The 22,987-nt window shown below is 64.2% G+C and carries 24 protein-coding genes; 9 read left to right on the top strand and 15 right to left on the bottom strand.

Annotated features, from left to right (window positions below; genetic code table 11):
* Nucleotide 1: 1 nt before the first annotated feature.
* The 7 genes from FXB40_RS32090 to cyoA are packed head-to-tail and all read right to left on the bottom strand — an operon-like array spanning nucleotide 2 to nucleotide 6,903.
* Nucleotides 2-535, bottom strand: coding sequence for a response regulator transcription factor (locus tag FXB40_RS32090; protein WP_148776102.1), 534 nt, complete (start codon nucleotides 533-535; stop codon nucleotides 2-4).
* Nucleotides 525-1,910, bottom strand: a complete 1,386-nt coding sequence (locus FXB40_RS32085) for an ATP-binding protein (RefSeq protein ID WP_187437289.1) — start codon at nucleotides 1,908-1,910, stop codon at nucleotides 525-527. The genes FXB40_RS32090 and FXB40_RS32085 overlap by 11 nt, the downstream gene beginning before the upstream one ends.
* Nucleotides 1,882-2,730 carry an SURF1 family protein gene (locus FXB40_RS32080; RefSeq protein ID WP_148776100.1) on the bottom strand — a complete coding sequence of 283 codons (849 nt, stop codon included), beginning with the start codon at nucleotides 2,728-2,730 and terminating at the stop codon, nucleotides 1,882-1,884. Before FXB40_RS32080 ends, FXB40_RS32085 begins: the two co-directional genes overlap by 29 nt.
* A complete protein-coding gene (gene cyoD / locus FXB40_RS32075) occupies nucleotides 2,727-3,107 on the bottom strand; it encodes a cytochrome o ubiquinol oxidase subunit IV (RefSeq protein ID WP_148776099.1) in 381 nt (126 codons plus the stop codon). The genes FXB40_RS32080 and cyoD overlap by 4 nt, the downstream gene beginning before the upstream one ends.
* On the bottom strand, nucleotides 3,104-3,733 hold the full coding sequence (gene cyoC, locus FXB40_RS32070) for a cytochrome o ubiquinol oxidase subunit III (protein WP_148776098.1): 630 nt from the start codon (nucleotides 3,731-3,733) through the stop codon (nucleotides 3,104-3,106). Before cyoC ends, cyoD begins: the two co-directional genes overlap by 4 nt.
* Entirely contained in the window at nucleotides 3,734-5,731 is a 1,998-nt protein-coding gene (gene cyoB, locus FXB40_RS32065; RefSeq protein WP_148776097.1) for a cytochrome o ubiquinol oxidase subunit I, read from the bottom strand.
* 8 nt (nucleotides 5,732-5,739) lie between these two features.
* Nucleotides 5,740-6,903, bottom strand: coding sequence for a ubiquinol oxidase subunit II (gene cyoA / locus FXB40_RS32060; protein ID WP_148776096.1), 1,164 nt, complete (start codon nucleotides 6,901-6,903; stop codon nucleotides 5,740-5,742).
* A 181-nt stretch (nucleotides 6,904-7,084) separates the two neighbouring features.
* Here cyoA and FXB40_RS32055 point away from each other — a divergent pair, with 181 nt between their 5' ends.
* Nucleotides 7,085-8,422, top strand: a complete 1,338-nt coding sequence (locus FXB40_RS32055; RefSeq protein WP_148776095.1) for an MFS transporter — start codon at nucleotides 7,085-7,087, stop codon at nucleotides 8,420-8,422.
* A 55-nt stretch (nucleotides 8,423-8,477) separates the two neighbouring features.
* Nucleotides 8,478-8,879 carry a c-type cytochrome gene (locus tag FXB40_RS32050; RefSeq protein WP_148776094.1) on the top strand — a complete coding sequence of 134 codons (402 nt, stop codon included), beginning with the start codon at nucleotides 8,478-8,480 and terminating at the stop codon, nucleotides 8,877-8,879.
* 10 nt (nucleotides 8,880-8,889) lie between these two features.
* Here the strand turns inward: FXB40_RS32050 and FXB40_RS32045 are convergent, their stop codons facing one another.
* Nucleotides 8,890-10,281, bottom strand: coding sequence for a M48 family metalloprotease (locus FXB40_RS32045; protein WP_148776093.1), 1,392 nt, complete (start codon nucleotides 10,279-10,281; stop codon nucleotides 8,890-8,892).
* 133 nt (nucleotides 10,282-10,414) lie between these two features.
* The gene (locus FXB40_RS32040; protein WP_148776092.1) at nucleotides 10,415-11,215 is read right to left on the bottom strand and encodes a thermonuclease family protein; all 801 of its coding nucleotides are present in this window, start codon (nucleotides 11,213-11,215) and stop codon (nucleotides 10,415-10,417) included.
* A gap of 300 nt (nucleotides 11,216-11,515) precedes the next feature.
* Here FXB40_RS32040 and FXB40_RS32035 point away from each other — a divergent pair, with 300 nt between their 5' ends.
* The 3 genes from FXB40_RS32035 (at nucleotide 11,516) to FXB40_RS32025 (ending at nucleotide 14,394) form a co-directional block, all read left to right on the top strand.
* Entirely contained in the window at nucleotides 11,516-12,721 is a 1,206-nt protein-coding gene (locus FXB40_RS32035) for an ABC transporter substrate-binding protein (protein WP_148776091.1), read from the top strand.
* Between the two features lie 135 nt (nucleotides 12,722-12,856).
* On the top strand, nucleotides 12,857-13,645 hold the full coding sequence (locus FXB40_RS32030; protein WP_148776090.1) for an enoyl-CoA hydratase: 789 nt from the start codon (nucleotides 12,857-12,859) through the stop codon (nucleotides 13,643-13,645).
* A 2-nt stretch (nucleotides 13,646-13,647) separates the two neighbouring features.
* Complete coding sequence (locus FXB40_RS32025) at nucleotides 13,648-14,394, top strand: VOC family protein (protein ID WP_187437288.1); 747 nt, start codon at nucleotides 13,648-13,650, stop codon at nucleotides 14,392-14,394.
* Between the two features lie 128 nt (nucleotides 14,395-14,522).
* Here the strand turns inward: FXB40_RS32025 and FXB40_RS32020 are convergent, their stop codons facing one another.
* Genes FXB40_RS32020 through FXB40_RS32010 form a run of 3 tightly spaced genes read right to left on the bottom strand, consistent with a single transcriptional unit; the run spans nucleotide 14,523 to nucleotide 17,592 of the window.
* The gene (locus FXB40_RS32020) at nucleotides 14,523-15,335 is read right to left on the bottom strand and encodes an enoyl-CoA hydratase/isomerase family protein (RefSeq protein WP_148776088.1); all 813 of its coding nucleotides are present in this window, start codon (nucleotides 15,333-15,335) and stop codon (nucleotides 14,523-14,525) included.
* A 15-nt stretch (nucleotides 15,336-15,350) separates the two neighbouring features.
* Nucleotides 15,351-16,511: an acyl-CoA dehydrogenase family protein gene (locus tag FXB40_RS32015; protein ID WP_148776087.1), complete on the bottom strand. Its 1,161-nt coding sequence runs from the start codon at nucleotides 16,509-16,511 to the stop codon at nucleotides 15,351-15,353.
* Between the two features lie 16 nt (nucleotides 16,512-16,527).
* Entirely contained in the window at nucleotides 16,528-17,592 is a 1,065-nt protein-coding gene (locus tag FXB40_RS32010; protein WP_148776086.1) for an acyl-CoA dehydrogenase family protein, read from the bottom strand.
* A gap of 248 nt (nucleotides 17,593-17,840) precedes the next feature.
* Between FXB40_RS32010 and FXB40_RS32005 the strand changes: the two genes are divergently transcribed.
* Nucleotides 17,841-18,626 (top strand): SDR family NAD(P)-dependent oxidoreductase, encoded by a 786-nt coding sequence (locus tag FXB40_RS32005; protein ID WP_148776085.1) that lies wholly within the window; start codon nucleotides 17,841-17,843, stop codon nucleotides 18,624-18,626.
* Between the two features lie 129 nt (nucleotides 18,627-18,755).
* Here FXB40_RS32005 and FXB40_RS32000 read toward each other — a convergent pair whose 3' ends face one another.
* Nucleotides 18,756-19,028 carry a GlsB/YeaQ/YmgE family stress response membrane protein gene (locus tag FXB40_RS32000; RefSeq protein WP_187437287.1) on the bottom strand — a complete coding sequence of 91 codons (273 nt, stop codon included), beginning with the start codon at nucleotides 19,026-19,028 and terminating at the stop codon, nucleotides 18,756-18,758.
* A 28-nt stretch (nucleotides 19,029-19,056) separates the two neighbouring features.
* Entirely contained in the window at nucleotides 19,057-19,656 is a 600-nt protein-coding gene (locus FXB40_RS31995) for a YidB family protein (protein WP_148776084.1), read from the bottom strand.
* Between the two features lie 143 nt (nucleotides 19,657-19,799).
* Between FXB40_RS31995 and FXB40_RS31990 the strand changes: the two genes are divergently transcribed.
* Together FXB40_RS31990 and FXB40_RS31985 are read left to right on the top strand one after the other, a co-directional pair.
* Nucleotides 19,800-20,807, top strand: coding sequence for a 2-dehydropantoate 2-reductase (locus tag FXB40_RS31990; protein ID WP_148776083.1), 1,008 nt, complete (start codon nucleotides 19,800-19,802; stop codon nucleotides 20,805-20,807).
* Nucleotides 20,808-20,824: 17 nt separating this feature from the next.
* Nucleotides 20,825-21,040: a hypothetical protein gene (locus FXB40_RS31985; RefSeq protein ID WP_148776082.1), complete on the top strand. Its 216-nt coding sequence runs from the start codon at nucleotides 20,825-20,827 to the stop codon at nucleotides 21,038-21,040.
* 12 nt (nucleotides 21,041-21,052) lie between these two features.
* Here FXB40_RS31985 and FXB40_RS48250 read toward each other — a convergent pair whose 3' ends face one another.
* A complete protein-coding gene (locus FXB40_RS48250; protein ID WP_187437286.1) occupies nucleotides 21,053-21,661 on the bottom strand; it encodes a hypothetical protein in 609 nt (202 codons plus the stop codon).
* A gap of 209 nt (nucleotides 21,662-21,870) precedes the next feature.
* Between FXB40_RS48250 and FXB40_RS31975 the strand changes: the two genes are divergently transcribed.
* Entirely contained in the window at nucleotides 21,871-22,890 is a 1,020-nt protein-coding gene (locus FXB40_RS31975) for an alpha/beta hydrolase family protein (RefSeq protein WP_187437285.1), read from the top strand.
* The last annotated feature ends 97 nt before the right edge of the window (nucleotides 22,891-22,987 follow it).

The following is a 22,987-nucleotide window of genomic DNA, read 5'->3' as shown; positions in this document are numbered from 1 at the left end:
CTTATTTCACCGGCCGCTTCTCGAGCTTCCGTGCCAGCGTGCGCCGGTGCATCCCCAATCGCCGCGCCGCTTCCGAAATATTAAAGTCCGTCTCGATCAGCGTCTGGTGGATGCGCTCCCATTCGAGCGTCTTGATCGAGGTCGGCCGCACGTCCAGCGCGACCTCGGCATTGCCTTCGGCCTTGTTGAAGGCGGCTTCGATGTCGTCGGTGTTGGAGGGTTTTGCGAGGTAGTGGCAGGCGCCGAGCTTGATGGCCTCGACGGCGGTCGAGATGCTGGCGAAGCCCGTCAGCACCACGATCAGCATCTCCTCGTCATGGGTATGCAGCAGCTCGACACAGGCAAGGCCAGAGGCGCCACCGAGCTTGAGGTCGACCACGGCATAGCCAAAGGATCGGTCCTCCAGAACCGTCCGGACCTCGTCGATCGAGGCGGCAAGCACGACCTCGTAGCCGCGGCGCTCGAACGAACGCTTCAGCGTGCGCGCAAAACCATCGTCGTCCTCGACGACGATGAGCGAACGGTCAGGCGTCAAAGCTGCCTCCGATTGCGAGCGTGGCGAGTGGCAGCGTCAGGCGGACGGTGGCGCCGCGCTTCCTGTGGTTCTCGGCGGTCACGCTGCCTCCCAGCTTGCGCACCACGTTCACCACCAGGAACAAGCCAAGGCCGCCGCCGGCGCGGCCCTTGCTCGACTGATAGGGCTTTCCGAGCTGCGCCAGCATTTCCGGCGCGAAGCCCGGGCCGCGATCGCTGATCGACAGCACCAGATTGTCGCCCTCGCGTTCGGCGACCAGCTCGACCCACTCGCGCGAGACTTCATAGGCGTTGTCGAGCACGTTGAAGATCACCTGCTTCAGCGCGATGTCCGAGACGATCGCGACGTCCTCGCCAAAGGTGTTGACGAAATACAGTGTGCGCGCCGAGCGGGCGTCGCGCCATTCCTCGACCAGCGCGGTGACGAAGGCGGTCACCGTTGTCGGCGAGGATCCCTCGCCGCGGGCTTCGCCGGCCGACACCAGAATGCCCGTCACGATGGTCTTGCAGCGCTGCAACGAGGTTTCCATCTCGGTGAGGTCCTCGGCGAGCTCCTGATCGGCGGCGAGATCCGGCATGCGGCGCCAGTCGCTGAGGATGACCGAGAGCGAGGCGAGCGGCGTGCCGAGCTCATGTGCCGCGCCGGAGGCGAGCAGGCCCATGCGGACGATGTGGTCCTGCTCGGCGGCGTGCTGGCGCAGCGCCGCCAGATGCGCATCGCGTTCGCGCAAATTCCTGTTGATGCGGGTGACGAACACGACCAGCAGCACGGCGTTGAGGATGAAGCCCAGCAGCATGCCGGTGACGGTGAGCGTATAGGTTTCGCTCAGCGGATTCGGCGGCAGGTTGAGCGGCCGGTAGGCCATCGTCAGCCACACGAAGCTCGCACAGCTCAGCGCTACCAGCGACCAGGTCGAGCGGGCATCGAGCAGCACCGCACCGAGCGTGACCTGGAGCAGGAACAGCGAGGTGAAGGGATTGGTGGCACCGCCGCTGAGGTAAAGCTGCGCGGTCAGCGCGGCGACATCCAGCATCAGCGCGACCAAGAGCTCGTTGTTGGTGATCGCGGCGCGATGGCGCACCCAGACCAGGCTCGAGACATTGAGCAGCACCAGCGCGCCGATCACCGCGCCCATGCGGGTGAGGGGCAGGGGAATGCCGAGCCAGAAATGCACGCCGCCGATGGTGACGATCTGGCCGACCACCGCGGTCCAGCGCAGCTGGATCAGCAGCGCCATGTTCTTGCGGTTGGTCTCGTCGTCGGTGGGGGCAGCGCCGACGAGCTCGCTGCGCGCGTCCGCCTGCGATTGCAGCGTGACCGCCAGCTCGCCGTAAGTGTTCCCGTCGTCAGGTCGATTCGACGATCGTTCCAGCATCTGATCCCGTCCTGCGGGTGGAGGCATTCGAGCCGCCGGCCGTTTCGTGGACGAAACGTTTGCGGCGGAACAGCCCGCCACCGAATGTGACGAAAAGTCTACCGGCCAGCATGAAAGCCAGGGCAAACCACGTCAGCGCGTAGATCAGGTGGTTATTGGGAAAGCGGATCACGGTCAATCCGCCGATTGGACCGCTGCCGGATTGTGATCCGGCGTCGACGTCGACGAAGAAGGGCGCGAAATTCTGGAGGTCGCGCGCGGCCGCGATCGCGGCGACATCGCGCGAATACCAGCGGTTGTGCTGGGGCACGTTGTCCCTGAGGAAGCCGCCCTTCGGCTCTGTGATGCGCAGGAGCCCGGTGACCTCGATCTGGCTGTCCGGATTGCCGGCCTCGCGCGTCGAAGGGTCGCGCCGCTCGGACGGCACGAAGCCGCGATTGATCAGGACAAGCGTGCCATCGGCGCGCTGGAGCGGCGTCAGCACCCAATAGCCGGGGCCTTCCTCGGTGACGGCCTGAACCAGCGTCTCACGGTCGTGCAGGAAACGGCCGGAGACGCTGACATGCCGGTATTCGTCGGTTGCGGCCGAGACTGCGGGCCAAGCCGCGCGCGAGGGGATCGGCTGTGCTGGAGCATGAACGCGCTGCTCGACGCGGTCGATCAAGGCGAGCTTCCAGGCGCGGCGCTCGACCTGCCAGACGCCGAGGGCGATCAGGACAACGAATGCGGTGAGCGAGAGAACCGTGAGCCACAGGGACGGACGCGCAGCCCTTGCGGGGCTGCGCGGTTCGTTGTCCTCGGGGCTCACGAGATCGCTCACTTCATTCCCGTCATCTCGTGGATCGGCATCATGTTGCTGTTGAGGTGGTTCATCACCCACAGCGAACCGGACAGCGCGATCACCACCATGACGATGGTGAAGATCAGCGCCATCATGCTCCAGCCGTTCTCGGACTTGGGGCTCATGTGCAGGAAGTAGATCATGTGCACGATGATCTGCACGACGGCGAAGGCCATGATGACCAGCGCGGTGATCTGCTTGCTCGGCAGCGTGCCGCTCATCACCAGCCAGAACGGGATCGCGGTGAGCACCACCGAGAGCACGAAGCCGAGCATGTAGCCCGAGAACGTGCTGTGGGCGTGGCCGTCGTCGTGGTGATGGTCGTGCGCGTGGGCGGCGTGGGTGTCGGTGTTCATCGCAGAACTCCCAGGAGATAGACGAAGGTGAAGACGCCGATCCAGACCACGTCGAGGAAGTGCCAGAACATCGACAGGCACATCAGGCGACGGCGGTTGGCCTCGATCAGGCCGAAACGCCAGACCTGCACCATCAGGGTCACCAGCCAGATCAGGCCGCAGGAGACGTGCAGGCCGTGGGTGCCGACCAGGGTGAAGAACGAGGACAGGAAGGCGCTGCGCTGCGGCGTCGCGCCTTCATGGATCATGTGGGCGAACTCGGTGAGCTCGATGCTGATGAAGGCGATGCCGAACAGGCCGGTGATCGCAAGCCACATCTGGGTCTGGGCGATCTTGTTCTGCTGCATCGTCAGCATCGCAAAACCATAGGTGATCGACGACAGCAGCAGCATCGAGGTGTTGACCGCGACCAGGTTGAGGTCGAACAGATCCTTCGGCGCGGGCCCGGCGGCGTAGTTGGCGCCGAGCACGCCGAAGGCGGCGAACAGCATCGCGAAGATGAGGCAGTCGCTCATCAGGTAGATCCAGAAGCCGAGCGAGGTGCTGTAGCCTTCGGGATGCGGGTGTTCGTCGGCGACGTAGAAGACCGGCTCGCCGGTTTGCGAGGGATTGACAGCGACAGTCATTTACTTGGCTCCGGCGAGCAGTTTGGTGCGCGCGTCCTCGGTCCGGATGACGTCGTCAGCCGGAATGTCGAAGTCGCGGTGATAGTTGAAGGTGTGACCGATCCCGACGACGAGCATCGCGATGAAGCTCGCAGCTGCCAGCCACCAGATGTACCAGATCAGGCCGAATCCCATCGCGGTAGCGAGGCCGGCGAGGATGACGCCGGTGCCGGTGCTGCTGGGCATGTGGATCGGCTTGAACCCGATGAGCGGACGCTGGTAGCCGCGCTTCTTCATGTCCCACCACGCGTCATTGTCGTGAACGACGGGGGTGAAAGCGAAGTTGTAGTCGGGCGGGGGCGAGGAGGTCGCCCATTCCAGCGTGCGCGCATCCCAGGGATCGCCGGTGACGTCCTTGAGCTGCTCGCGCTTGAGGAAGGAGACCGCGAACTGCATCAGCATCGAGAGAATGCCGAGGAAGACGAGGCCGGCGCCGATCGCGGCGATGACGAACCAGATCTGAAGCGAGGGATCGTCGAACACACGCAGGCGGCGGGTCACGCCCATCAGGCCGAGCACATAGAGCGGCATGAAGGCCATGTAGAAGCCGGTGACCCAGAACCAGAACGACAGCTTGCCCCAGAACGGATCGAGCTTGAAGCCGAACGCCTTCGGGAACCAGTAGTTGATGCCGGCGAAAGCGCCGAACACCACGCCGCCGATGATCACGTTGTGGAAGTGCGCGATCAGGAACAGGCTGTTGTGCAGCACGAAGTCGGCCGGCGGCACCGCGAGCAGCACGCCGGTCATGCCGCCGAGCACGAAGGTCAGCATGAAGGCGATCGTCCACAGCATCGGCAGCTCGAAGCGGATGCGGCCGCGATACATCGTGAACAGCCAGTTGAACATCTTCGCGCCCGTCGGGATCGAGATGATCATCGTGGTAATGCCGAAGAACGAGTTGACACTGGCGCCCGAGCCCATCGTGAAGAAGTGGTGCAGCCAGACCAGATACGACAGGATGGTGATGACCACCGTGGCGTAGACCATCGAGGTGTAGCCGAACAGCCGCTTGCCGGAGAACGTCGAGGTCACTTCCGAGAAGATGCCGAAGGCGGGGAGAACCAGGATGTAGACCTCGGGATGGCCCCAGATCCAGATCAGGTTCACGTACATCATCGGGCTGCCGCCGAAATCGTTCGTGAAAAAGTTGGTGCCGACGTAGCGATCGAGCGAGAGCAGCGCGAGCACGACGGTCAGGACGGGGAAGGAGGCGACGATCAGGATGTTGGTGCAGAGCGCGGTCCAGGTGAACACCGGCATCTTCATCATGGTCATGCCGGGGCAGCGCAGCTTGACGATGGTGCAGATCAGGTTGATGCCGGACAATGTCGTTCCGACGCCGGCGATCTGCAGCGCCCAGATGTAATAGTCGACGCCGACATCAGGACTGTAGCCGATGTTCGACAGCGGCGGATAAGCCAGCCAGCCGGTGCGGGCGAACTCGCCGATGAACAGCGAGGCCATCACCAGCACCGCGCCGCCGACCGTCATCCAGAAGCTGAAATTGTTCAGGAACGGGAACGACACGTCGCGCGCGCCGATCTGCAGTGGCACGACGTAGTTCATCAGGCCGGTGACCAGCGGCATCGCCACGAAGAAGATCATGATCACGCCGTGGGCGGTGAAGACCTGGTCGTAGTGATGGGCCGGAAGGAAGCCTTCGGAGCCGCCGAACGCGAGCGCCTGTTGCGCGCGCATCATGAGCGCGTCCGCGAAGCCGCGCAGCAGCATCACGATGCCGAGGATCATGTACATGATGCCGATGCGCTTGTGGTCGACGGTGGTGAACCACTCGCGCCACAGATAGCCCCAGAGGCGGAAATAGGTGACGCCGGCGAACAGCGCGCCGCCGCCGAGCGCGACCATCACGAAGGTGCCGACCAGGATCGGCTCGTGCAGCGGCAGCGAATCGAGGCCGAGACGGCCGAAGATGAGCTTGAGAAGATCAGGAGACATGCGAGCTCTCAGGAATCTGACTTGGGACGTTGTCCGAGGAGGAACGACGAGGACTTCAGCGGCGTGAAGGTCGGCCGCTTCAGGCCGGCGCCGATAAGTGGCGCGGTGTCGAGCGGCGCCTTGATCGCGGCCGTCGTCACGACGCCTTGCGGCGCATCCGGCGTGCAGGTGCCGGCGACGAAGGTCGGCTCGGGCCCGAGCACGGTGCCGCGGCGGGCGTATTTGTCGTAGGCCAGCGGCAGGGTGTTGTTCAGGCCCTCATGGCCGAGACCGCCCTTGGCGTCGATCGCCATCATCTCGCTCTGGCACATCTTGCCGGTCTCAACGCACATGTTGAGGATCAGGCGATAGAGATCGGCATCGACCGTGCCCCAGCGGCGCACCGGCTCGTTCTCGCTCGGCTTTTCGAGTTGGAGATATTCGGCGCGGCCGAGTGAGCCGCCGGCCGATTTGGCCTGCGCGATCCAGGCGTCAAAGCCCTTGTCGTCGAGGCCGTGGAAGGTGAAGTGCATGCCGGAGAAACCGGCGCCGCTGTAGTTCGCCGAAAAACCCTTGTAGGCGCCGGCATGGTTGATCACGGCGTGGAGCGACGTCTCCATGCCCGGCATCGCGTAGATCTGGCCGGCGAGTGCGGGGATGTAGAACGAGTTCATCACCGAAGACGCGGTGATGTGGAAGTTGATCGGGCGGTCAACCGGCGCGGCGAGCTCGTTGACGGTGGCGATGCCGTAGTCGGGGTAGATAAAGAGCCATTTCCAGTCGAGCGCGACGACATCCACGTCGAGTGGAGCCTTGGACTGGTCCACGGCGCGTTCCGCATGGATGCGGCCGATGTTGCGATAGGGGTCGAGCAGATGCGTGCCCATCCAAGTCAGCGCGCCCAGGCAGACGATGATCAGAAGCGGCGCCGACCAGATCACCAGCTCGAGCTTGGTCGAGTGATCCCAATCCGGCTCGTAGCGGGCCGAAGTGTTGGACTGGCGGTAGCGCCATGCGAACAGCACCGTCAGCGCCATCACGGGGACGACAATCAGGAGCATCAGGACGGTGGAGATGATGACGAGGTCGCGCTGTTGCGCCGCGATATCGCCGGCTGGCGCCAGCACGACGTAGTTGCAGCCGCTGAGCGCAACTGCCAGGGGTAGCAGCGCCAGGATCTTGAGACGGGACACGGGCCGAGCCTTTGGGAATGAGTTTCTTTTGCGGGGCCAATGGGTAGCTGCGGCGCAGCAATCCGGACATTGGACAATTTGTCCAATGTTGCAGTGCGGAATGTTGCGCCAAACAGGGCCGGATTGCCCGGCGCCCCGCCGGGCGGTCGGCTTTGGTTTTCAGGACGTTAAGGGCGCACGCATGGCGACGGCACAGACCCCCGCAATGGCAGACCTCCACTCGGGCGAGCACGGCCACGACCTGGCCAGTCCCGGCGAGATCGCCATCGGCGTCATCATCGGCCGCACCTCGGAATTCTTCGACTTCTTCGTCTACGCGATCGCCTCGGTGATCGTGTTTCCACGCCTGGTGTTCCCTTTCACGAGCGAACTGACCGGCACCCTCTATTCCTTCATGATTTTCGCGCTGGCCTTCATCGCCCGGCCGATCGGAACCGTCATTTTCATGACGGTCGACCGGGAGTACGGCAAGACGGCCAAGCTGGTCTCGGCGCTGTTCCTGCTCGGCACCGCCACCGTGGCGCTCGCGTTCCTGCCCGGCTATCACGACATCGGCGTCGCCGCGATCTGGCTGCTGGCGCTGGCGCGTATTGCGCAGGGTCTGGCCTGGGGTGGTGCCTGGGACGGCATGGCCTCGCTGCTGGCGCTGAACGCGCCGGCCTCCAAGCGCGGCTGGTACGCGATGGTGCCGCAGCTCGGCGCCCCGCTCGGGCTGATCGTGGCGAGCGCGCTGTTCGCCTATTTCGCCGGCAACCTCTCGGCCGACGATTTCTTCGACTGGGGCTGGCGCTATCCGTTCTTCGTCGCCTTCGCCATCAACGTCGTGGCGCTGTTCGCGCGCCTGCGCATGGTGACGACCGAGGAATACGCCTCGCTGTTCGAGACCCGCGAACTGCAGCCCTCGCGCATCTCCGATACGGTCGCGCGCGAAGGCCACAACATCATGCTCGGTGCGTTCGCGCCGCTTGCAAGCTTCGCGCTGTTCCACATGGTCACGGTGTTTCCGCTGTCCTGGGTATTCCTGTTCACCCGCGAAAGCCCGGTGCGATTTCTGATCATCGAGATCGTCGCCGCCGTGTTCGGCGTTGCCGCGATCGTGGCCTCCGGCGTCATTGCCGACCGGGTCGGCCGCAAATCGCTGCTGATGGGATCGGCGATCGCGATCGCGATCTACAGCGGCTTCGCCCCGCAGCTGCTCGATGCCGGCGCGTTCGGCGAGACCATCTACATGGTGATCGGCTTCATCCTGCTCGGCCTCTCCTTCGGCCAGTCCTCGGGCGCGATCGCCTCGAACTTCAAGCAGATGTACCGCTACACGGCGTCGGCGCTGACCTCGGACATGGCCTGGCTGTTCGGCGCCGGATTCGCTCCGCTGGTCGCGCTGCTGCTCGCCACCAATCTCGGCGTCATCGCCTCGGGTGCCTATCTGCTCTCCGGCGCGTTCTGGACCCTGCTCGCGCTCTGGCTCAGCGGCCAGCGCGAGGTGGGTGACATGGACGCGGGCGAATCGTCGAACTGACGGGAATAAAACTCGGGCCGGACGATCCTGTTTGCTGCCGCAAACAGGAGATCACATGAACGTCCGGTCGAATTCCGTCCTTCCGCGAAACACGACAAGCCCGGCTCTCGCGACAATCGCGATTGCGCTTCTGTGCGCAGCCGGCCCCGCCGGCGCCACCGGCAATGCCGCGCGCGGCCAGACGCTCTACAAGGGCTGCGCCGACTGCCACTCGATCACCGAGAACAATGTCGGCCCGATGCACAAGGGCGTGGTTGGGCGCAAGGCGGGCAGCGTTCCCGGTTACGACTACTCGCCCGATCTGAAGAACTCGGGGATCGTCTGGACCGAGGACAATCTCGACAAATGGCTGGCCGGACCGCAGGCCATGGTCCCGGAAACCAAGATGTTCTTCGATGTGCCGGACGCGCAAGACCGCGCGGATATTATCGCGTTCTTGAAGGAGAAGGCGAAGTAGCGACGGCGTCTCAGTCCGTCACGATCTTCACGCGATCACGCACCTTCACCTGTGCGGTGCGATCGAGGCCGTTCAGCACGCGAAATCGTTCGGCCGGGTGATCGACGCCGGCCATGCGGTGGGACAGCGATTCCACGGTGTCGCCGGGCTGCACGGTGATGACCTTGATACGCAGCGGACGCGCGGCCTGGATCTCCTCGAGGGTCAGGCGGCGGAACGAATTGACGGTCTCGCGCGCATTGCGCTCGCTCTCGGTCGATTTCTGCCGCGTGGCGAAGATGAAGCGATAGACGTCGCTGCCGAAGCGCAGCGCATAGACCTTGAACTGCCACTGGTCGCCCTTGGCGGTGGCAGACGCGGCCGGAAAGCCGTTGATGGTGATGTCCTCGGTGGACGCTTTCTCGACGCCTTCCATCCAGCCGGAATTGAGGTAGTCGCCGAGCGACTGCTCGGCCGGCACACGCACAACGTCGAAGCGCATCGCCTGCGCGCCGCCCTCGCGCACGCCGATCACTGCCTGGGCGGTGTTGTCGAGTGTGAAATTATCCGGCGCCTGGAAGGTGAAGCCGAGTTTGGGATGCAGGAAACGCCGGCCGCGGACAAAGCCTTCGCTGGGGTCCTCGCCATAGACGAGGTTGTCGATCGCGGCGAGATAGCTCTCGCGGTCGCGCTCGCCGCCTTCCGGGGCAACGTATTGCCGCGCGATGGTCTGCGCATTCTGCACGCGCTCGGGCGTGGCCGGATGCGACGAGGTGAAATCCTGCGCGCGCGGATCGAGTGAACTTTTGCCGGCCTTCAGCTCGGCATTGCGCTCCATCGCGGAGAGAAAGCGTGCGGCACCATACGGGTCGAAATGTGCCTTGGCGGAGATGCCGACGCCGATGCCGTCAGCCTCGAATTCCTGATTGCGCGAAAAGCTCGCCATGGTCAGCTTGGTCTTGGCGAGCGCGAGCGCGGTGAGATCGGGGTCGGTGCTCATGTCGGTGACGACACGGGTGACGATGGCGGCCTGGCGCGCCTGGTCCTCGCGCATCGCGGCGTGCTTGGACAGCACATGCGCCATCTCATGGCTGAGCACGGAGGACAATTCGGACGTGTCACTGGCCAGCGCGAGCAGGCCGCGGGTGACATAGAGCTGGCCGTTCGGCAGCGCGAAAGCGTTCACCGCGCCGGAATTGAGAATGGTGACCTTGTAGCCTTGGTCAGGGCGATCTGAGGCGGCAACGAGGCGGTCGACGGTCTTGCTGACCAGCGATTCGAGCCTGGGGTCGTCGTAGGTGCCGCCATAGCTCGCCAGGATGCGCTCGTGCTCTTTCTCGGTGGCGGGGGTCTGGGCGACGGCCGGCTTCGGCTTGGGCAACGCGACGGTCGGCGGGGCTGCCGCGGTCTGGAACCGGCCCATATCGCCGCAACCGGCGAGCGTTGTGCCCAGAACAAGGCAAAACGCGGCCGACGCAGCCCAACGGCGGCGTCCTTCGCCCTTTTTGTGCTGTTCTAGCACCCCATTCACGTCGTTTAATCCGTGCCCGGCCCTTTTAAGGCCTTACCCCAATAGGCTCGTTTGCGCCCAGCAATTCAACCTGTCCCAAGAGACGCACATCGATACGCGGCCCAGTAGTCCCCTCAACCCAGCCTCGGATACGAATGCGACGATTTTCCAAGGACTTAAGGGTCATTCCGGCGCTTTCAAACGCCGACAGCGTGCGCTTTGAAATAGTCGCCGCAAAGCCGCGTGTCCAGCTTCGTCCGAAGTTGAGGTAGCTCATTGCCCCAGCTTGCCGGACCGACAGGACTTTGCCCTCGACCACCATAAAGCGCCCGATCCCGGCCAAAATATCGTCCGGACTTTCCGCGTTTTTTATGGCCGACGGGTCAGCCCATGTGCCCTTTTTTTGGCGCCTCGCTTCGGCCTCTGACGACATCAGGGCGGTGGCGCACGCCTTGTCCGTGATCTCGGCCGAGACGAGGGCGTCGCCTTGGGCGAGCAGCATGGCCTGTACCGAGGTGTCGCTATCGCCGATGAACAGCAGCGCGCCCTGGCGACCATAGCGGTCGGGCGTGTCGTCAGTGCTGCGCAGCGTCACGTCGCGGCCGACGAGCAACGAGGTCAGTGCCTCCTTGGTCGATGCGGTGGCTTCGATCCCGGTCAGGCGGATCTCGCGGCCATCGTCGAGACGTACGCTGCGCGCATCGACGATTCCCGCAACGCGGCCTTCGCCCTGTGCTTCGAATTGGCACGGCGTCGCAAACGCACAGTGACCCGCGGTGAGAAGAAATGCGGCGATGAGGTGAAGCCGTTGCGTCACGAGACCCGGAGAGGTTGCGTTACGCGCCAATCATAACTCAGGCGTAGCGTGTCGCGAAGAGGCCTCCATACACTCCGTCATTGCGAGGAGCGAAGCGACGAAGCAATCTAGACTGCCTCCGCGGAAAGATTCTGGATTGCTTCGCTGCGCTCGCAATGACGTGGAAACATCTCGCCGCGACCCACCATTCCGCTTTGCGGAAAATGCGCGGCAATCGTGCTCTCGTGACGCACCTGCGCTTGCTGCGCTCTCGCGCATGCGGCATGATTGCGGCAACACCAATAATCAAGCCGCCATTCAGAGACAGGCGATCAAGGGAGGTCTTTTTCAATGAAGCATATTTTGTCGGGCATTTTTGCCGCCGCGCTGGCGCTCAGCGCGAGTGCTGCGCAGGCCCAGGACAAGCCACCCCTGAAGATCGGCGGCATTCTCGACATGTCGAGCCTCTATGCCGACATCACCGGCCCCGGCAGCGAGACCGCGGCGAAGATGGCCGTGGAAGATTTCGGCGGCGAGGTGCTCGGCCGCAAGATCCAGGTGCTGGCCGCCGACCATCAGAACAAGGCCGACCTCTCCGCCAACATCGCCCGCGACATGCTCGACAATCAGGGCGTCGAGATGATCTACGACGTCGCGGCGTCCGCGACCGCGCTTGCCGCCGGCGAGATCGCGAAGGCGCGCAACAAGATCATCATGTTCAACGGCCCGGGCTCGATCCGTCTCACCAACGAGGCCTGCGGCCCCTACACCGTGCACTACGTGTTCGACACCTACGGTCAGGCCAATGTGACCGGCCTTGCTGCCGTGAAGTCGGGCCTCGACACTTGGTTCTTCCTCACCGCCGACTACGCTTTCGGCCAGGATCTGGAGAAGGACACCAGCGCCGTCGTGACCAAGACCGGCGGTAAGGTGCTCGGTGCTGTCCGTCATCCGCTCAACACGTCTGACTTCTCGTCGTTCCTGCTCCAGGCGCAGGCGTCCAAGGCCAAGGTGATCGGGCTTGCGAATGCCGGCGGTGATACCGTCAACGCCATCAAGCAGGCGGCCGAGTTCGGCATCACCAAGGGTGGCCAGAAGGTCTCGCCGCTGCTCGCGTTCGTCTCCGATATCGACTCGATCGGGCTCGAGACCGCACAAGGCCTGCTGCTGGCTGAAGCCTTCTACTGGGACCTCAACGACGACACCCGCGCGTGGTCGAAACGATTCATGGAGCGCATGAAGCGGATGCCGACCTCGGCACAGGCCGGCGTCTATTCCTCTGTCATGCACTATCTGAAAGCCGTGAAAGCAGCCGGTACGACCGACTCGGCCGCGGTCATGAAGGTGATGAAGGAGACGCCGATCAACGACTTCTTCGCCAAGAACGGCAAGATTCGCGAGGACGGCCGCATGGTGCACGACATGTACCTGTTCGAGGTCAAGAAGCCGTCGGAGTCGAAGGGGCGCTGGGACGATTACAAGTTGCTGGCGACCGTGCCGGGCAGCGAAGCGTTCCAGTCGCTGGAGCAGTCGCGCTGCCCGCTGGTGAAAAAGTAAGCTTCGTCATTGTGAGCGAAGCGAAGCAATCCAGAAATGTTCCGCAAGGACGGTCTGGATTGCTTCGTCGCTTCGCTCCTCGCAATGACGAGTGTGGCGAGAGACTGAGCAAAACAACAACAAGGGAGACGTCCCATGAACGACATGGTCCTGCAAAAGCTCGAAGGCGGACTGCTCACCATCACCATGAACCGTCCCGAGCGGAAGAACGCGCTCAATCCCGAGATGGTCGCAGGTCTGGTCGAGGCGGCGCGGCGCGCGGCCGATGATCCCGAGGTGCGGGCAGTGCTGTTCAAGGGTGCGGGCGGCTCGTTCTGCGTCGGCGGTGACGTCAAGTCGATGGCGGCCGGCCGCGCGCCGCTGCCGTTCGAAGTGAAAATGGCGAACCTCCGCCGCGGCATGGAGGTCTCGCGCATCCTGCATCAGATGCCAAAACCCGTGGTGGCGCAGCTCGATGGCGCCGCGGCCGGTGCCGGTCTTTCGATGGCGCTGTCTTGCGACCTGCGCCTTGCGAGCGAGTCCTGCAAAATTACAACGGCCTTCGCTAAGGTCGGCTTCTCCGGTGATTACGGCGGCACCTATTTTCTCACCCAGCTGCTCGGCAGCGCGCGGGCGCGCGAGCTCTATTTGACGTCACCCGTGCTGACGGCGAAGGAAGCGCATGCGATCGGCATGGTGACGAGGGTCGTGCCCGATGCCGAGATCGACGCTGCCGCGCACGAGCTGGCGCTATCGCTGGCGCAGGGGCCGTCCATCGCGCTCGGCTACATCAAGCGCAACATCAACAATGCCGAGCAACTGCCGCTGGAAGATTGCTTCGATGGTGAGGCCATCCACCACACCCGCTGCAGCGACACCGAGGATCACAAGGAAGCCGCGAAGGCTTTCGTCGAGAAGCGCAAGCCGGCCTTCAGGGGCGCATGACGATGGCGCCCTATATGCGGTTGCGGCAGATTTGTCTCGTCGCACCGCAGCTCGCGCCTGTCATCTCCGATATCGTCGAGATCATGGGCCTCGCCGTCTGCTACCGCGACGGCAATGTCGCCAAATACGGCCTGGAGAACGCGCTGCTCCCGGTCGACACGATCATGCTCGAGGTCGTCGCGCCCTTCAAGAACGGCACCACGGCCGGTCGCTTCATCGAGAAGACCGGTGGCCGCGGCGGCTATATGGCGATCTTCTGCTGCAATGATCCGGACGAGCGCGGCCGCAATGCCAACGCGCTTGGCGTGCGCACCGCCAATGTCATCGATCACGCGCCCTATCACGGCGTCCAGCTCCACCCCCGCGACTGCCGCGCCGCCTTCATCGAGTTCAATCACACCGAAGGCAGCGACGATATTCTGGGGCCGTATCCGCCGGCCGGGCCGGACTGGCAGAAGTTCGTCCGCAAGGACGTGACGCAGGCGCTGACGGCGGTAGAAATGCAGAGTCCGGATCCGCAGGGGCTGGCGCAGCATTGGGGGAAGATTATCGGCGTCGCGGCTGACGGCTCTGAATTGAAGCTGCCCAACACGACTTTCCGCTTCGTGAAGGGTGCGAGCGAAATCATGAGTGTGCTGGAGTTTCGGGTGGTTGATGCCGCGCACGTGCTGCATGTGGCGAGGTCGAAGGGGCTTGCCGTGGCGGGGAACGAGTTTCTGCTGGGCGGCGTGACGTTCAGGGTGAGTTGATTCCCTCGTAGTGATCCGTCACCCTGAGGTGCTCGCCTCTTCGGCGAGCCTAGAAGGGCGGCGGCCACCGGCGAGGCCGCTCATCCTTTGTCGAAGCGTCAGAGTGACACGGCGAAACGCCGCCGCGCTCACCTTCCCTTAAAATTCGCCACGCGCCGCTCTTCGGTCGCCTTCACGCCTTCCTTGAAATCTTCCGTCGCGCGCAGGCGGGTCTGCTCGGCGAGCTCGTGATTGGTCGCGGCCATGACGCGATCGGCCAATCCGGCGCGCATCGTGGCGCGGGTGGAGACGAGGCCGAGCGGGGAGCATTCGGCGATCTCGCCGGCGAGCTTCATCGCCTCCGCCTTCACCTGATCCTGCGGCACCAGCACATTGGCGAGGCCCCATTTGACCGCTTCTTCGCCGGTGACGCGGCGGCTGGTGTAGAACATCAGCTCGGCGTTGTTCTTGCCGATCAGCTCGGGCAGTGTCGTCGTCAGGCCGAAGCCGGGATGGAAGCCGAGCTTGGTGAAGTTCGCCGAGAAGCGGGCTTCGGGGCAGGTGACGCGGAAATCCGCCGACACTGCAAGGCCCAGGCCGCCGCCGATGGCCGCGCCCTGCACGGCGGCGACGATCGGCTTCTTGGCGCGGAAGATGCGCACGGCCTGGATGTAGAGATGGTTGATCGGCCCGAGATTGTCGGCCGGATCGCCCTTCTTCTCGGCCTCGCGCGCCTCCTGCGCCTGCCGCGCCGGATCGCCGAAATTGGCGCCGGCGCAGAACGCCTTGCCCTGTGCTGCGAGCACGGAGCTGCGGATCTCGATGTCGCGATCGAACTCGTCGAGCGCATCCGCGATCTGGTTGATCAGCGAGATGTCGAAGAAGTTGAGCGGCGGCCTGCGGATCTCGATGGTGCCGACGTGCCCAACTTTCTCGACGCCGATATCTTTGTAGGTGCTCATGATGTCCTCGAAAAGTTAGCGCAAGCCCAATCCGCGGGCGATGATGCCGCGCAGCACTTCGGTGGTGCCGCCCTGGATGGTGAGTTTCGGTGCGGTCTTGATCGCGAAGTCGAGCTGCCGCTCCAGCGTCTCGCGATTGGTCGCGGTCTCCTCGACGAAGGCCGCGAGATCGCGCACGCGATGCGGAAGCTGCTGCTCCCAGACCGTGCCGATGTCCTTGACGATGGACGCCTCCACCACCGGCTCCTTGCCGGCGTGCAGCATGCCGGCGACCGAGACCGACATGCGCCGCATGGTGTGGAGCTGCGCGACGAGGCGGCCGATGCCTTCGGCGCTGCGCGTATCCGGATTGGGACCGACCGCGCGGACCAGCTCGGTCAGCACGTAATAGGTCTCGAGGAAGCGCTCGGGACCGGAACGCTCATAGGCGAGCTCTGACGTCGCCTGCTTCCAGGCGCCGTCGACTTCGCCGAGCACGTGATCCTCTGGCACGAAGAAGTCGGTGAAGACGACCTCGTTGAACTCGTACTGGCCGGTGATCTGGCCGATCGGGTTCACCTTGATGCCCGGCTGCTTCATCTTGACCAGGAATTGCGTCAGGCCATGACGGCGGTTTTCCCTGGTCGGCGGCGAGGTCCGGAAGATCGCGATCATGTAGTCGGCGATATGCGCCGACGAGGTCCAGATCTTGGTGCCGTTGATGAGATAGCCGCCCTCGGTCTTGGTCGCGCGCGTCTTCGCGGCGAACAGGTCCGAGCCGGAGTTCGGCTCGCTCATGCCGATCGCAAAGCAGATCTCGCCGCGGCAGATGCGCGGCAGGATGTCCATCTTGATGTTTTCAGGCGCGTATTTGAGCAGCACCGGCCCGCTCTGGCGGTCGGCGACGAAGAAACGCCGCGTCGGCGCGTTGGCGACGCGCATCTCCTCGGTCACCACGTAGCGCTCGAGGAAGGAGCGCTCCTGGCCGCCATACTTTTTCGGCCAGGTCATCCCCAGCCAGCCCTTGGCGCCGACCCGGCGGGAGAATTCCGGCGCGTCGGTGTCCTCGCGGTTGGGCTTGTGCGGATCGAAGGTGCCCGCGGCGATTTCCTCGGCGAGGAAGGCGCGCACTTCCTTGCGCAGTTGCTCGCACTTCTCAGGCAGGCGGATCGGATCGAAACGAAGAGCAGCGGTCATGTGTTTCGTCTCCCGATCAACGCGAAGCCACGAGCGGCCACAATTCGTCGGCGCCGCGCCTGGCGACGAGCTTGCCGAGCTCGACGGCCCAGTGGCTTTCAGAGCCAAAGTCGTCGCGCCAGGCCAGCGCCCGCAGCGAATAGCGATGCAGGATATGCTCGATGGTGAACCCGATCGCACCATGGACCTGATGCGCAATGCCGCCGCCTTTTTCTGCGGCTTCAGCGCAGCGGATCTTTGCCGAGGCGGCTTCGAGGTAGACCTCATCATTGAATGACGTGGCGTTCGCGATGGCATCGGCGGCCGAGGTTGCAGCCGCGAGTGCCGCTGCGGATTCGCCGGCGAGGCGTGCGAGATTGTGCTGCACGGCTTGGAATTTCGAAATCTTCTTCTCGAAGGCGACGCGCTCATTGGAGTAGCGCACGGAGATGTCGAGCATGGATTCCAGCGCACCCGCGATCTGGAGGCTGCGCGCGACGCCGCCCATCAGCATCAGATTGGTCTGGTCAACGCCCTTCGGTGCGGCCTTGAGGGTGACAGGCTGAACCTCGGCGAGCGTGACGGTATCGCTGTGGTCGTAGCCGACATTAAGCCCGGATTCGATCCGGCTCTTGCTTGCATCGACCAGCGCAATCGAGACGCCATCCTTGCCATGCGCCAGCACTGCGAAATGTTGAGCCGCTTTCGCAAACGGCACGCCGCGGCAGCGGCCCGAGAGCGCGCCGTCGGCATCGAGCGTGATGCGATCCCTCGGGCTTGCCGGCAGCACGGTCATCTCACCTTCGGGCGAGGCGATCTTCGCCTGCGCGAGCAACCAGCCTGCGAGCATTGTTTCGGCCAGGGGAACCGCGACCGCGAAACGGCCTGCGGCGTTCAGCAAGGCAAAACCGTCGGCAAGGCTTGCGCCGGGGCCGCCGAGATCGTCGGGCACCCAGGACAAAGGCAAACCGGCTTCGCTCAGCGCCTGCCACAGCGGTGCCTGCCACGAATCCTTCTTGTCGTTGTTGATGGTTTGCGGATCGGCGAGATCGGCGAAGATCTTCTCCGCGGTCTCGACGACGATATTGTCACTCTCCGCCACAGCGTTCCCCGTGTTTTACCATTGGCGCGTCCTGCCCGGTGGGTGTGGCGCGCGGTCTCTTCTTGCGCCCGATGATCCGAAAAAGCCATGGCCCTGACAAGCGTTGATCGCAGGCCCATCTGCGACTCCGGCATGGGGCGAGACCCGGTCTGGACTAATTCCGCTTAGCGGAGTTTGCTCGATTTGCAGGGCGCGGCAAACTCGCTAAACAAGGCGCCAGCAACTCGATAACGGGGAAGGAAATCCGGATGGCAAAAGACAGCTTGTGCGCAATCGTGACGGGGTCCGCATCCGGACTTGGTGCGGCGACCGCGGAAATTCTCGCGCGGAGCGGGGCGCGGCTCGTCATCAACTATTCGTCGAGTCAGAAGGAAGCCGAGGCCACGGCAGAGCTCTGCCGCAAGGCGGGCGCTGCGGAAGTGCTGGTCGCACAGGGTGACGTCTCGAAGGATGACGATTGCCGCAAGATCGTCGCGGCCGCGAGCGGCTGGGGCCGGCTCGACATTCTCGTCAACAATGCCGGCATCACCAAGCACGTCGTCCATGCCGATCTCGACGGATTGTCGGCTGAAGATTTCCAGCGCCTTTACGGCGTCAACACCATCGGCCCGTTCCAGATGGTGCGCGCGGCGCGCAGTCTGCTCGAGGCCGGGTCGAAGGCATCGGGGCGGGCGTCCGCTGTGGTCAACGTGTCCTCGGTCGCCGGCATCAGCGGCGTCGGTTCGTCGATCGCCTATGCCGCCAGCAAGGGCGCGCTCAACACCATGACGTTGTCGCTGTCGCGCGCGCTCGCGCCGCTGATCCGCGTCAACACGGTATGCCCCGGCTATATCGATACGCCGTGGTTCACCAAGGGCCGTGGCGAAGCCGGCGCCAAGCAGGTGCGCGACAGCGTGGTGGCGAAGGTGCCGCTCAAGGTCGCCTCATCCGCCGAGGACATCGCGCAACTGGTCTGCTTCCTGGCGATGCCGGCCTCCAGCAACATGACCGGCGAGGTCGTGCGCATGGATGCGGGGATGCATTTGATTACCTAACTCGTCATTGCGAGCGAAGCGAAGCAATCCAGAAATGTCTCCACGGAGACAGTCTGGATTGCTTCGTCGCAAGAGCTCCTCGCAATGACGACGTGGAGGCAGCGTGCCTCTATTCGGCGGGCTGCTTCGTCACCCCTTGATCACGCCGCTCGCCACCAACCGGTGCCAGATGAACAGCACCACCACGGCGCCGATCGTGGCCATGATGAATCCCGCGCCTTGATCGGGACCGTAATGGCCGATGGCCTGGCCGATGAAGGTCGCGAGAAACGCACCGACGATGCCGAGGATGGTGGTGAGGATGAAGCCGCTCGGGTTGTTCGGTCCCGGCGCCAGCCAGCGCGCGATGAGGCCGGCGATGAAACCGACGACGATGATCCACAAGATGCCGCCCATGCTCATGTCAGTGCTCCCCTCGGTTTGACTAAAATCAGACTCTGTCCGAGATCTCGTTTTCGGTCGGCAGCCGTCCGTCCGGCGTCAAATGGTCGATCACTTGCGGCAGATACTGGCTGAGGCCGGAGAGCAGCTCGTCGCGCGATAGCCCGCTCTGGGCCGACAGGCTCTGGATCTGGTCGGCGCCGAGTGCGTTGGCGAGATCGCCGGGGGCGATCGGCTTGTTCTCGCCCTTGCCGACCCAGGTGTTCGCGGTCTCGCCGTGGCCGCCCTGCTGGAGCTGGTTGAGGAGATCGCCGAGGCCGCCGCTCAGCACGCTGCCAGCCGCACCACCTGCGAGCAGGCCGCCGAGGCCGCCCTTGAGGACATCACCGAGGCCGCCACCGCCGCCAAGCGCGCCACCCAGACCTCCGCCCGCACCCGCATTCACCGGCGGCGGCACAGAGGTCGGCGCCGTCTGCGGCGCGGCGCCCGGCTGGCCTGCCGTCATATGCTTGAATGCTTTCCAGGCGAGCAGACCAAGGATCGCCATGGTCATCGGCGACATGCCGCCGCTGGACGAGGATTGCGAACTCGGCACGCTCGGGCCGCGCGGGCCGTTCTGCATGCCGTTGAGGACGTCGAGTAAACCCATGGCGTTCTCCTGCCGGTAACAAGCCCCTTCGAAAACATATGAGGCTCTCATGACGGTTACAAGGCGATTGCGCCGCAACCGGACGATGGGCAGCCGGCCTCCTCTCTGCTATCGAGGACGGGGCATTTTAGGAGCGGCGCCGAGTGAATACGGATCGACCGATCGTGGTGGCCGGCGCCGGCGCCATCGGCTGTTTTGTCGGAGGCCAGCTGGCGGCCGCCGACCGTCGGGTCGCACTGCTGGTGCGGCCGCGGGTGAAGACCGAGATCGAGCGGTTCGGCCTGCGGCTGACGGATTTCGGCGGCTCCGAGAAGAGGCTGGATGCGGGCCGGCTCGCGCTGTCGGAAGATCCCGCCATCTTCCGCAGCGCCGGCATCGTGCTGGTCACGGTCAAGAGCGCCGACACGGCCGATGTCGCGGACCAGATCGCGCAGCACGCGCCTCAGGATGCCGTCATCGTGTCGTTGCAGAACGGCGTCGGCAATGTCGCCGTGCTGCAAGAGCGGCTCGGCGCCCGGCGCGTGCTCGCCGGTATGGTCCCCTTCAATGTGGTCGCAATGGGTGAAGGACGTTTCCACCGTTCGACCTCCGGCGACATCACTGTCGGCGAAGATGCTGACAGCACGGCGGCGGCGCTCTCGGTGCCAGGGCTTAATTTGCGCGCAAGCCGCGACATCGCCGGCGTGCAATGGGGCAAGCTGATCATCAATCTGAACAACGCGCTGAGCGCGCTGTCTGACATGCCGCTCGCCGCGCAACTGGCGAACCGCGACTGGCGAAGACTGTTCGCCGACCAGATGGCGGAAGGTCTGGCCGCGCTAAGGGCCGCCGGCATCACGCCGGCCTCGGCAACGCCAATCCCGCCGAACTGGACGCCGACCTTGCTGAGATTGCCCGACATGATCTTCAACGCGATCCTGGGGCGGACGATGAAGATCGATCCCGAGGCGCGCTCCTCGATGTGGCAGGATCTGAAGCAGGGTCGCAAGACCGAGATCGACTATCTCCAGGGCGCGGTCATTGCGCTGGCCGAGCAGAACAATGTCAATGCGCCGCTGATGCGCCGCATTGTTGCGCTGATCAAGCAGGCGGAGACGGCCGGCAAAGGCCCGCCCGGGCTTTCGCCGCAGCAGATCCGCGGTGTGGCTTGAGCGCGAGGAGGAGCGGGATGGAACGCTGTTTGATGATCGGGCTGGCGCTGGCCGCGCTCTGCGGCACGTCGACGCTGGCACACGCCCGGCCGCCGACCGTCATGAATTCTCCCGGCTACGATGCGCGATTGCAGGAGAGCCGCAAGGCGTTGGGCAATTCGCAGGCGGTAACGACGCCATCGGATGCTCCGGCGACCAAGCCGAAGCGCAGCAAAAAGAAGCCCGCAAACTAATGGTGTCTTCGCTCAGCCCTTCTTCGCCGGCTTGCTCGGCGTTGGGCTGAACAGCTTCTTAAAATCGCTCAAGCTTTCCGACAGCCGCGGCCATTCGCAGGAGAACGAGCCCTTGGTACAGGGCGCGCTCTTCTGTCGCAACGCCTTCGGCCGTTCCACGGGCACGGGCACACGCTCGACCTCGGTTCGCAGTGCGACCTGCTGAAGCTGCTGCACCTGTTGTTCCTGCTGCTCGCGCTGCTGCCGTGCCGTGGCTTGGGCCGCTTCATTGCTGCGGCGCTGATTGGCGAGATAGGCGGTGTAGGATTCGTCGATCTTCTTCTGCTCTTCCGGCGTCGGGTTCGGCCCGGCGATGTCGAACGTGCGATCCTGGAGGAAGTCGTAATAGCTGTAGCCGCCCCCCGCCTTGCGCCGGCCGGCGAATTTTGCGTTGCAGTCTGCAAGCGCTGAGGTCTTTTCGGCTTTGGTCGCGGCTTTTTCGGCAGCGTCGGCGCATTCCTCGAAGTCGACAGGCGCGCGCTTCCACCATTGCGCGTGGGCATGCGACGACGTCAGCAGAAAAACTCCTGCTGCGGCAATGAGAAGCGGCGCCGCACGACGCGATGCAACTACGTCCGACATTCTACGAGGGCATTCCTTGCAAAACTCAACCCGAACTGAGTCGGGCCTGATTTTTGCTCCATTATCGCCGCCTTGTCACCCGTGGAACCCGGGAATTTCATGGCTGGGATGCTGACATTTTTTGCTTGACGTGGCTTGGGAGTCACAGCCGCGCGGCACAGGATGCGTTTAGAGTTTTACCGGTTCGAATGTGAGGGGAAATATTCGTCATGAGAGCGCTGATCTGTCTCGCCGCAATCGCGTTGGCGCTGGTTTGCGGCCGCGCACTCGCCGCAGAGGACGATGCCCCCAACAACAAGCCGGTGAAGGTCGTGGCCGATGCGCGGCTGCCGGTCGGCGGCCAGGGAACCTTGCCGCTCTATCTTTCCAGCGACTGGTCGATGCCGCTGCCGGCGATCTCGCGCGCGATCATCGTGCTGCACGGACGTCTGCGCAATGCCGACGAATATTACATCTCGGCCCACACCGCGCAGGTCGCAGCCGGTGACGACGGCAAGAGCGCGCTCATGATCGTGCCGCAGTTTCTGGCAGAGGTCGATATCGAAGCGCACAAGCTGCCCGCCGATACGCTGCGCTGGTCGCTGGTGGGATGGGAGGGCGGCGATGCCGCGCTTGGGCCGAATCCCGTCTCCTCCTTCGAGGCGCTCGACGCGATCCTGGCAAAACTCTCCGACCGGCGCGTCTTCCCGAACCTGAAACAGGTCGTGGTCGCCGGCCATTCCGGCGGCGGCCAGGTCGCGCAGCGCTACGCCATCGCCGGCAAGGGCGAGGCGATGCTGTCGCGTCAGCACATCGACATCCGCTATGTCGTCGCCAATCCCTCGTCTTATGCCTATTTCAGCAAAGAGCGGCCCGTGGCGGCGATTGCCGCGTCCTGCGCGGGCTACGACAATTGGAAATACGGCATGGACGGGCGGCCGCCTTATCTTGCGGACGTAACGCCGGCGGCGCTGGAGCAACGTTATGTCGAGCGCGACGTGATCTATCTGCTCGGCACGCTCGACACCAAGCCCGCGGCGGACAAGAGTTGCATGGGCGAGGCGCAGGGCCCAAGTCGCTACGCCCGCGGCCACGCCTATGCGGACGCGATGGCGAAACGCAATCAGGGCACGCCCAATCACCGGGTGTGGGACGTCGCCGGTGTCGGCCATGACGGCGACAAGATGTTGACCTCGAAATGCGGCCTTGCGGCACTGTTCGATAGTCCGGGCTGCGGCGCGGAGCGCTGATGCGAGCGCTTTGAAGGCTTGTGCCTTGAAGGCGTGCGCCTTGAAGGTCCAGCTACGGCTGTTACACTTCGTCCCGCGGGTGCCTCATTCGGAGGCG

This window comes from Bradyrhizobium rifense (genome assembly GCF_008123425.1).
Classification (GTDB): Bacteria; Pseudomonadota; Alphaproteobacteria; order Rhizobiales; family Xanthobacteraceae; genus Bradyrhizobium; species Bradyrhizobium rifense.
This window is presented reverse-complemented; position numbering and strand designations above follow the sequence as displayed.